The sequence below is a fragment of the Streptomyces fuscigenes genome (assembly GCF_021556455.1).
Lineage (GTDB): Bacteria > Actinomycetota > Actinomycetes > Streptomycetales > Streptomycetaceae > Streptomyces > Streptomyces fuscigenes.
Genome location: NZ_JAKGCV010000619.1, coordinates 1 through 2538, shown reverse-complemented (window position 1 = coordinate 2538; position 2538 = coordinate 1). Strand labels below are relative to the sequence as shown.

Annotated in this window: 2 protein-coding genes; one reads left to right on the top strand and one right to left on the bottom strand. The window is 77.2% G+C overall.

Annotated features, from left to right (window positions below):
- Positions 1 to 963, bottom strand: a 963-nt coding sequence (locus tag L1885_RS27030) for a Rossmann-like and DUF2520 domain-containing protein (protein ID WP_235799784.1), incomplete at its 3' end; no start/stop codon positions are given.
- A gap of 133 nt (positions 964 to 1096) precedes the next feature.
- Here L1885_RS27030 and L1885_RS27025 point away from each other — a divergent pair.
- The gene (locus L1885_RS27025; RefSeq protein ID WP_372482041.1) at positions 1097 to 2368 is read left to right on the top strand and encodes a threonine aldolase family protein; all 1272 of its coding nucleotides are present in this window, start codon (positions 1097 to 1099) and stop codon (positions 2366 to 2368) included.
- Positions 2369 to 2538 lie beyond the last annotated feature (170 nt).

Genomic DNA, 2538 nt, shown 5'->3' with positions numbered 1-2538 from the left:
CGCCGCGTCGCCGGAGGCGCCGCCGGGTGCGCCCCGGCCGCCCGCGCCCACCCCGCCGTCCGCGAGGACGCCGAGGAGGTCCTCCGCGAGCTCCGCCTTCAGCACGCCGTTCGCCAGGGCCCGGTCCGCCGTCGCCCTGGCCATCGCCAGATAGCCGGCGACCGCGCCGGGCGCGTGCGTGCGGAGCTCCTCGACGTGTGCCGCGACCGTCCCCGCGTCGCCCCGCGCGACCGGGCCCGTCAGCGCCGCGTCGCCCGAGCGCAGGGCGTTGTCCAGGGAGGCGCCGAGCAGCGGGCCGAGCATCTTGTCGGGTGCCGCGACCCCCGCGGTGCGCAGCAGCTCCATCGCCTGCGCGACCAGCGTCACCAGGTAGTTCGAGCCGATGGCGAGCGCCGCGTGGTACAGCGGGCGGGACTCCTCGGCGACCCACTCGGGCTCGCCGCCCATCTCGATGACCAGTGCCTGCGCGGCGAGGCGCAGCTCCTCGGGCGCCGTCACGCCGAACGAGCAGCCGGCCAGCCGCTGCACGTCCACCGAGGTACCCGTGAACGTCATCACGGGGTGCAGCGCCAGCGGCAGCGCGCCCGCGCGCAGCGCCGGATCGAGAACGCGCGCATCGTAGCGCCCGGACGTGTGCACGAGCAGCTGTCCGGGCCGTACGGCACCGGTCTCCGCGAGGCCCTCGACGAGCCCGGGCAGCACGTCGTCCGGGACGGTCAGCAGGACCAGTTCGGCCCGGGCGAGCACGTCCGCCGGGGTCACCAGGGGCACGTCGGGCAGCAGTTCGGCCGCGCGCCGCCGGGACGCGTCGGAGACGCCCGACACGGCGACCGGCCGGTGCCCGGCCAGCGCGAGCGCCGCCGCGAGCGCGGGACCCACGCGTCCCGCGCCGACGACGCCGACCGTGAGCCGGGCGGGGCGGTCCCTGGGGTCGAGGGGTTCCTTCGGTGGTGTGGGGTTCACGCGTGGAGCCTTCCGTTCCAGTCCGCGGTGGGTACCGGACGTTTTCCGGCCATGCTACGCCAGCGGTCCCCGCCGTCCTCAGGCTGTGGAAAACCCTTGGCCGGGGCTTGTCCCGGGGGTGATGATGCGCTCCATGGCAGACGAGAAAGAGCAGGCAGACCCCTCGACGGGCATCTCCGGGCCCGCGCCGGACGGCCCCTCCGCGGCGGCTTCACCGGACACCTCGCACGGTCCGGCCGCGGCCGGCGGCGAGGAGGCGCAGCGGGCCCGCAGGCAGGCCGCCTTCTCCCGTGCGCGGCGCGTCCTGCGCCGGGGCCCGGGCACGACCCTGCGGCAGCGGATCGACGAACTCGCGGAGATGACGAAGACCGCGGGCACCGTCCACGACCTCGACGCGTTCGTCGACACCTACGGGGACGGCGTCGTGGCGGCCGTCGAGGACCGCGTGGCTCAGCTGCTGGGCTTCCCGGCCGCCGCGTTCTTCCCCTCGGGGACGATGGCCCAGCAGGTCGCGCTGCGCGCCTGGGCCGGCCGCACCGGCAACCCGGCCGTCGCGCTGCACCCCCTCGCGCACCCCGAGGTGCACGAGGAGGGCGCGCTGTCCGCGCTGAGCGGGCTGCGCACGGTCCATCCGACGACCGAGCCCCGGCTCCCGACCGCCGAGGAGGTGGCGGCCTTCGGGGAGCCCTTCGGGACGCTGATGCTGGAGCTGCCGCTGCGGGACGCGGGCTTCGTGCTGCCCACCTGGGACGAGCTGACGGAGGTCGTGGCCGCGGCCCGCGAGCGGGACGCCGTGGTGCACTTCGACGGGGCCCGCCTGTGGGAGACCACCACCCACTTCGGCCGGCCCCTGGACGAGATCGCGGGCCTCGCCGACAGCGTCTACGTGTCGTTCTACAAGTCGCTGCGGGGGCTGTCCGGCGCCGTGCTCGCGGGCCCCGAGGACTTGATCGCCGAGGCGCGGTCCTGGCGGCACCGCTACGGCGGCAATCTGTACCAGCAGTTCCCGGCGGCGCTCGCGGCACTGGCCGGGCTGGAGCACGTCCTGCCGCAGCTGCCGCGGTACGTGGCGCACGCGCGCCTGGTGGCCGAGGCGATCGCGGAGGCCTTCGCGGCGGCACCGGGTATCCCGTGGTTCCGCGTCCATCCCCGGCCCCCGCACACCCAGGAGTTCCAGGTGTGGCTGCCCTTCGACGCGCAGACGCTGTCGGAGGCGGCCGTCCGCCAGGCCGAGGACACCGGCGTCGCCCTCTTCGGCCAGTGGTGGCGGGGCGGCGGGCCGCCCGGGGTGGCGGCGACGGAGGTCTCGCTCGGCGCCCCGGCGCTGGAGTGGACCGCCGAGGAGGTGCGCGAGGCGGCGACGGAGTTCGCCCGCCGGGCCGTCGACCTGGAGGCGGGCGCCTAGCGGGGCCCGCGGCCGAAGGCGCACGAGGGAGCGGGGCCCGCCCGCCCCGGGACGCGGTGGCGCGCGGGGCGGGCCCACGTCGGGCGGGCCCACGTCGGACGGTGCCCGCCGGCCGTGCGTCCGGGTGCCTTCCGGCGCCGGGGGCCGCACGCGGGCCGGCCACGCGGGCG